This window comes from Streptomyces sp. sk2.1 (assembly GCF_008120935.1).
GTDB lineage: Bacteria > Actinomycetota > Actinomycetes > Streptomycetales > Streptomycetaceae > Streptomyces.
The window spans coordinates 982,135-988,820 of the sequence record NZ_RDBO01000077.1; the positions used below are offsets into that span (position 1 = coordinate 982,135).

The 6,686-nt window shown below is 71.4% G+C and carries 7 protein-coding genes; 2 read left to right on the top strand and 5 right to left on the bottom strand.

Going from position 1 to position 6,686, the window contains the following annotated elements; translation table 11 throughout:
- Positions 1-86: 86 nt before the first annotated feature.
- Positions 87-2,117: a M4 family metallopeptidase gene (locus EAO76_RS31620; protein ID WP_148839293.1), complete on the bottom strand. Its 2,031-nt coding sequence runs from the start codon at positions 2,115-2,117 to the stop codon at positions 87-89.
- A 534-nt stretch (positions 2,118-2,651) separates the two neighbouring features.
- Here EAO76_RS31620 and EAO76_RS31625 point away from each other — a divergent pair.
- Positions 2,652-3,155, top strand: a complete 504-nt coding sequence (locus EAO76_RS31625; RefSeq protein WP_148839294.1) for a DinB family protein — start codon at positions 2,652-2,654, stop codon at positions 3,153-3,155.
- Positions 3,156-3,342: 187 nt separating this feature from the next.
- Here EAO76_RS31625 and EAO76_RS31630 read toward each other — a convergent pair whose 3' ends face one another.
- Positions 3,343-4,182 carry an arylamine N-acetyltransferase gene (locus EAO76_RS31630; protein WP_148839295.1) on the bottom strand — a complete coding sequence of 280 codons (840 nt, stop codon included), beginning with the start codon at positions 4,180-4,182 and terminating at the stop codon, positions 3,343-3,345.
- Between the two features lie 82 nt (positions 4,183-4,264).
- Complete coding sequence (locus EAO76_RS31635) at positions 4,265-4,852, bottom strand: TetR/AcrR family transcriptional regulator (RefSeq protein WP_148839296.1); 588 nt, start codon at positions 4,850-4,852, stop codon at positions 4,265-4,267.
- 141 nt (positions 4,853-4,993) lie between these two features.
- On the opposite strand from EAO76_RS31635, the gene EAO76_RS31640 reads away from it, so the two are divergent.
- Positions 4,994-5,776: an SDR family NAD(P)-dependent oxidoreductase gene (locus EAO76_RS31640; protein WP_148839297.1), complete on the top strand. Its 783-nt coding sequence runs from the start codon at positions 4,994-4,996 to the stop codon at positions 5,774-5,776.
- Here the strand turns inward: EAO76_RS31640 and EAO76_RS31645 are convergent.
- Together EAO76_RS31645 and EAO76_RS31650 are read right to left on the bottom strand one after the other, a co-directional pair.
- Complete coding sequence (locus EAO76_RS31645; protein ID WP_148839298.1) at positions 5,698-6,255, bottom strand: hypothetical protein; 558 nt, start codon at positions 6,253-6,255, stop codon at positions 5,698-5,700. The genes EAO76_RS31640 and EAO76_RS31645 overlap by 79 nt on opposite strands.
- Positions 6,252-6,506, bottom strand: coding sequence for a hypothetical protein (locus EAO76_RS31650; protein ID WP_262375849.1), 255 nt, complete (start codon positions 6,504-6,506; stop codon positions 6,252-6,254). Before EAO76_RS31650 ends, EAO76_RS31645 begins: the two co-directional genes overlap by 4 nt.
- Between the last annotated feature and the right edge of the window lie 180 nt (positions 6,507-6,686).

Here is a 6,686-nt window from a genome sequence, read left to right on the forward strand (position 1 = left end):
CGGCAGGGGAATGAACTCCCTGCCGGGCAGCGGTCACCGGGGAGGACCCGGTGAGGGGTACTGATGGTTCAGGTGGTGCGAAGGGCTCAGAAGGTCAGCTTGACGCTGTTGATCTTGCCCGTGTCGCCCGAGTAGACGTCCTGGACCTTGAGCTTCCAGGTGCCGTTGGCCGTCTCGGAGGAGGCGTCGACCGTGTAGGTCTCCTTGACGTCGTCCGCGGAGTCGAAGCCCGAGTTCTTCAGACGGTACGAGGTGCCGTCCGGGGCGACGAGGTCGATGACCAGGTCACCGCGGTAGGTGTGGGTGATGTCCACGCCGACCTGGAGGGTGCTGGGAGCCTTGCCGGTGACACCGGTGACGTTGACCGAGCTGGTGACGGCCGCGCCGCGGTCCGGGATGGCGACCGTGGTCTTGTTCTCGAAGACCTTGCCGCCCGGGTTGGGGTTGCCGCCGTCACGGGTGCCGACGTTGATGGCCGCCCAGGCGTCTCCGACGGCCTTGTACTCGGCGCTGGTCGTGCCGTACAGCTCACCGGCCACGGCGAGGGTGCCGGTGCGGGCCGCCGCGTAGTTCGTGGTGGAGGTGAACTTGGTGGTGAGCGCCTTGAACCAGATCTGCTCGGCCTTGTCGCGGCCGATGCCGGTCACCGGCAGGCCGTCGGAGGTCGGGGAGTCGTAGGAGACCCCGTTGATGACCTTGGCGCCGCTGCCCTCGGAGAGCAGGTAGAAGAAGTGGTTCGCCGGGCCCGAGGAGTAGTGGACGTCGATGTTGCCGATGCCCGAGTACCACGCGTCCTTGGACGCGCCGTCCTTGCTCGGCTTGTCCATGTAGCGCAGCGGGGTGCCGTCGCCGTTGATGTCGATCTTCTCGCCGACGAGGTAGTCGCCCGGGTCCTCGGAGGTGTTGGAGTAGAACTCCACGCCCGCGGCGAAGATGTCGGAGGTGGCCTCGTTCAGACCGCCGGACTCACCGCTGTAGACCAGGTTGGCCGTGGCGGCGGTGACACCGTGCGACATCTCGTGCGCGGCCACGTCGAGCGAGGTGAGCGGCTTGAGGTTGCCCTCGCCGTCGCCGTACGTCATGCAGAAGCAGCTGTCCTGCCAGAACGCGTTGACGTAGGCGTTGCCGTAGTGGACGCGGGAGTACGCGCCGACACCGTCACCGCGGATGCCGGTGCGGCCGTGCACGTTCTTGTAGTAGTCCCAGGTCTCGGCCGCGCCGTAGTGGGCGTCCGCGCCGGCCGTCTCGGCGTTCGACGGGTTGCCGTTGCCCCACACGTCGGTGGAGTTGGTGAACAGCGTCCCGGTGCCCGACGACCCGTGGTTCAGGTTGTAGGTCTTGTGGTTGCCGCGGCCCGTGTCGGTCAGCGTGTACGACGGGGCGGTGCCCAGGGTGACCTGGCCGTTGTACTGGGTGTTGCCGGTGCCGTTCTCGACGCCCTGCCACTCGTACAGCTTCGCGCCGGTGGCCGCGTCCGTGATGACGTGCAGCTCGTTGGGCGTGCCGTCGTGCTGGAGGCCGCCGACGACGGTCTCGAAGGCGAGCTGCGGCTTGCCCTGCGCCATCCAGACCACCTTGCGGGGCGCCCGGTCGGCCTCGGTCTTCTTCGAACCGTCGGCCTTGGCGAGGCCGAGGGCCTGCTTCTCGGCCTTGGCGGGCGCGATGTCCGCCTTCAGGTCCACGGCCTTCAGCTGACCGCTGGTCACCTTGGAGGCCTTGGTGACGGCCTGGGTCGCCCCGGCCTTGGACTCCTTGACGATCAGGTCGCCACCGAGCACCGGGAGGCCGGCGAAGGTGCGCTCGTAACGCGTGTGCGTGGTTCCGTCGTTGTCCTGGATGACGTCCCGGACGACGAGCTTCTCCTGGGAGCCGAGACCGAGGTCCTTGGCCGTGGCAGCCTTGGTCGCATCGGCCTCGCGGATCAACTCGGCGCGCTGGGACGGGGAGAGCTGCTTGGCCAGCGAACCCTGGTCGACACCGGCGTACGCCGGTACCGCCGAGTTGTCGCTGCCGGGGGTGGCAGTGGCCGTACCGGCCTGGACGCCGACGGCGATGAGGGCTGCTGCGGCTATCAGGGCGCCGGTAGAGGTGGCGCGGCGGCGAGGCGTGGATCTCACGCGGACTCCTTCTGCGAGGGGGGTAACGGCGGCCGGTGAGCCGTCCGTATGGAGAGCGAGAAGTGCGCAGAACGGGGTGAAGGTTGTCAGCCGGAGGGCGGTCCTGTCAGGAGCGCGTCAACAACTTGGCCGGAATTCGTTCGTTGCCGGAAAGGTCATGTTCGTTAAGCGGACGTTTCACGAGTCATCACCGGGATGCTGTAGGGCGTCCGCGACCGGCGGAATTCGGGGAGAGGGGCGAAGTCGGGACCAGGGCCCTCGTGTTCGAACGGAGGGCGGGTGGGGGGCCGTTCCCGACTGGCCGAGATGACATAGGAATGTGGCTGATTTCTTTCCATCGAAACCAGGGGGCGCGGCCCGGACCCGTCACCTCCGTTTCGAGGGGCGTTCCTGCGTCCGTTCGCGTACACCGTCCGGAGCGGCGGGCGACGACTTCAAGCCCGGCCGACGGCCGGCGCGGGCGCTCCGGACGCGGGCGGAGCGCGTCCGCCGGAACCCTCATCGGCCGGTACGGGTGATGCGTAGGGTTGCGGCGTGACGAATGCCGAACCGCGGAGCGACCTGCGCCCGCCCACCCTCGACGCCGACGAGAAGACGACGCTGTCGGCCTTCCTCGACTACCTGCGGGAGGCGGTCGCCGCCAAGGCGTACGGCCTCTCCGACGAGGAGGCCCGCACCGCCGGGGTGCCGTCGGGCACCAGCGTCCTCGGTCTCGTCAAGCATCTGACCGCGGTCGAACTCGGTTGGTTCGCCTGGTCCTACGCGGGCGAAGACATCGAGTACGGGGACGACGACTCCCCGCCCGCCGAGGACGAGACGGCCGAGAGCCTGCTCGCCGCCTACCGCCGGGCGGTCGAACGGTGCAACGAGATCATCGACGCCTGCGACGACCTGGACCGGCCGGGCGCCCGCTCGCTCCGGGAGACCCCTCCGCCGTCGATGCGCTGGGTCCTGGTGCACATGATCGAGGAAACCGCCCGGCACGCGGGCCACGCCGACATCCTCCGCGAGCAGATCGACGGCTCCGTCGGCCGGTGACCCGCCGCGCCGGGCGTCCGGCCGGTACGTCGGTGAAGTCGGTTGGCCTCTCGGCGCGGTTGCCCGGTACGTCGGAGAAGTCGGCCGGCCCCTCGGCGCGGTTGCTCGGTCCGTCGGCGAAGTCGGTTGATCCACCGGCCGGTTCGCCGACGGGGCCGGGCGCTCCGTCGGCGGGACCGGGAACCCCTCACCCCTGCCGCGCGGCCTCCCACGCCCGGTGCGCGGTGTGGACGCGGTGCCACAACTCCGCCCGCGCGGAGGCGTCGACGTCGGTCAGGTCCAGCCGGAAGAGGCCGGTCAGCACGGCGTACCACTCGTCGGCCGAGTCGATGGTCCGCTCGTCCGTGCCCCCGGCGCGGATCCGCCGCAGCACCCGGCCGCGCAGCACGTCCACGCCCCCGGCGTCGCGGCGCTGGGCGGTGAGGACCCGGACGAAGTCGGAGTCGGGCGAGGTGGACAGCCGGACGTGCTCCGCGGCGAACGAGGACAGTTCCACGGGGTCCGGTGCGAAGTCCATCGCGGTGAACGAGCCGCAGGGGTCGTGGACGAACCGCCAGCCGCCGGGTTCCGCCACCGACGGGGCCAGTGCGTAGGTGAACGGCCCCTGGGCGTGGCTGCCCTCGCGCAGCGGCAGCGGCTCGTGCAGCCCGTCACCGAGCCCGGTGTCGACCAGCCACCGCTCGCCGTCGAGCCGCACGGTGAGCGCGAGATGGTTGCCGGACGCGCCCGCGGGGGCCTCCGGGGTGGTCTGCACACCGGCCCGGTGCAGGGTGACGTCGTAGCCGAGGGCCGTCAGCAGCGCGCCGAAGGCCCCGTTGAGGTGGAAGCAGTAGCCGCCGCGCCCGCGTGCGATCCGGGCCGCGGACTCCGCGGCGCCGATGCCCGTCGACCGCCCCAGATGGATGTCGAGGTTCTCGTAGGCGACCCGCTCCACCTGCGCCCGGTGCAGAGCCCGCAGCGCATCGGCGGTCGGGGCCGTCGGCCGGGTCGCCCCCAGCGCGGCCAGATATCCATCGATGTCGATCATGCTTCCCCCCGCTATTCGAACAGGTGATCAGCATAATCGCGGGCGCCGCCGCCCTCCGGCCCCGGTTTCCCCCGGAGTCGGGTCACGGGGCGGGGCGCGTACCGAGGCCGTGCAGCAGGGTGTCGACGACGCGGGTGGCGAGGGCGTCCACGGCCGCGTCGGTGTCCGGGGCCTCGGCCGCCGCCTCGTGGATGAGGGCGTAGTAGACGCGCCGCGCCCAGTCCGGATCGGTGTCGGGCCGCAGCAGTCCGACGTCGCGGAGTCGGGTGAACAGTTGGGCGCACCGGGCCAGCACCTCGGCGTGCACACGCTCGACCTCGGGCGCGTCGGTGGGGAAGGCGCCCATCGCGAATCCCCAACTCACCTTCACGCGAAGCACGTTCGCGGTGGCCTGGTAGAGCGCGACGGCGGGCGGTGCGGTGTCCGGCCGGGCGGCCTCGACGGCTTCGCGGAACTGCTGGGTCGCCCAGGTGGCCAGCGCCGTGATCAGGGCCTCCCGTGAGGCGAACCGCCGGTGCACCGTCGTCCGGGCGACCCCGGCGGCCTCCGCGATCCGTTCCATCGACGCCGCCGGGTTCTCGGACAGCACGCGCTCGGCGGCTTCCAGGATCGCGCGGACCGTCCGCTCGGCGTCGGCGCGCAGCGGTTTCGAGGAGGCGGGCAGTGACATCGGGTGCGGGTCCTTCCGTGCGGCGAGGTGTCCGAACGATGGTACGCGGCTGTGTCACCTCAACTGCAACTTGCGACAGCGGTGTTGCATGTTTTAGATTTCCTGCGTCGAGAGAGACGCGTTTATGGATGGAGATGCATCATGGACATGAATCTGAACGGCAGGACCGCTCTGGTCACGGGCGCCGGCCGGGGCATCGGGCTGGCCGTCGTCCGCGCTCTGACCGCGGAGGGTGCGCACGTCGTCGCCGCCGCCCGCACGGTGACCCCGGAGCTGGCGGCGACCGGTGCGACGCCGGTGGTGGTGGACCTCTCCGACCCCGCCGGGGCCGAGCGCGTCGTCGCCCGCGCCACGGCCGAACGGGGCGGCATCGACGTCCTGGTCAACAACGTCGGCGGCGGCGACGGCGGGCTGAGCGGCGGTTTCCTCGACGTGACGGACGCCCAGTGGGCGGAGGTGGTGGACCTGAACTTCTTCGCCGCCGTCCGTGTCACCCGCGCCGCCCTGCCCGCCCTGCTGGCCACCCGCGGCGCGATCGTCAACGTGTCGTCCATCGGCGCCCGTGCCCCCCACGGCGGGCCGATCCCCTACACGACGGCCAAGGCGGCGCTCACCGCGTTCGGCAAGGCCCTCGCGCACGAATTCGGTCCGCGGGGCGTCCGGGTCAACACCGTCTCGCCCGGCCCGGTCCGCACCGCCATGTGGGAGAGCCCCACCGGTTACGGCGCGGAACTGGCCGAGTCCATGGGCATTCCGCACGCCGACCTCCTGGCCGGGCTCCCGGCGGCGATGGGCATGCTCATCGACCGGCTCGTCGAACCCGAGGAGGTCGCGGCGCTCGTCACCTACCTCGCCTCGCCGGTCTCCGCCGCGACCATCGGCGCCGACCACACCATCGACGGCGGATCGGTGAAGACCGCCTGAGCACCACCCTTCTGTGTGCGGGGCAGCCTGTGCGCCGGGTGGCTTCGGCCGGTGTCAGGGCGACCGGTGCCGCCGAAGCCCGGGGGAGCCTCGGGCCGTACGGAGAGGGTGTACGTGCAGTCGGCGTCGGGGACGACGACGAGGAGCGGGTGGCCGTTCTTGAGGTGCGCGTGGGCGGCGCGCTGGCCGTTGCGGTCCCGGTACCAGGCGCGCAGCTCGGCGCCATGGTCCGGCCCGGGGGCTCCGGGGAGGCGCATGGAGGGCTGGACCCAGGCGGAGTGGTCGGGGTCGGGGTCGAGCCGGTCCACGATCCACAGCGCCTGCCCGCCCAGCCACCGCAGGGCGAGCACGGGCGAGATGGTCCGGAAGGTGCCCAGCACGTACCGGGCCGTCCGCCCGACGCCGTACACCGGCCCCTCGGCCACCGCCTCGCACCAGTAACTCCCAGGCTGTCGGGGGACGTTCGCATCCACGCTCACGCCGGGCCGTCCATCCACATCACCCACGGCCGCTCCACCACCTCGGCGAAACCGGTGTGATCGGGATTGGCCCGCCAGTGCCCGAACGCCCACTCCTGCGCCCGGCCCGGGTCGGTGAACGCGGCGGAGCACGCACCGCACTCGTCGTCGCCCTCGTCCAGCGCGATGCACCGGAACCGGTGCGTGAGGGGCGGCGCATCCGGCTCCGCATCGGGCCGCAGCACCCACTTCACGAACCGGAACCTGCGCACGCTCACAGAATCCGCCCCGCACTGCGGGCATTGCACCGCGCGATCTCCGCCCGCAACCGTTCCATGGGCTCCGGAGCCCGCACATCCGCCGGCTCGGCCTCCCACTCCGTACCGCCGCACACCGGCCGTAACGACCAGTACGGACCGGACACACCCCGGAACTCACCCACCCGGTTCCGG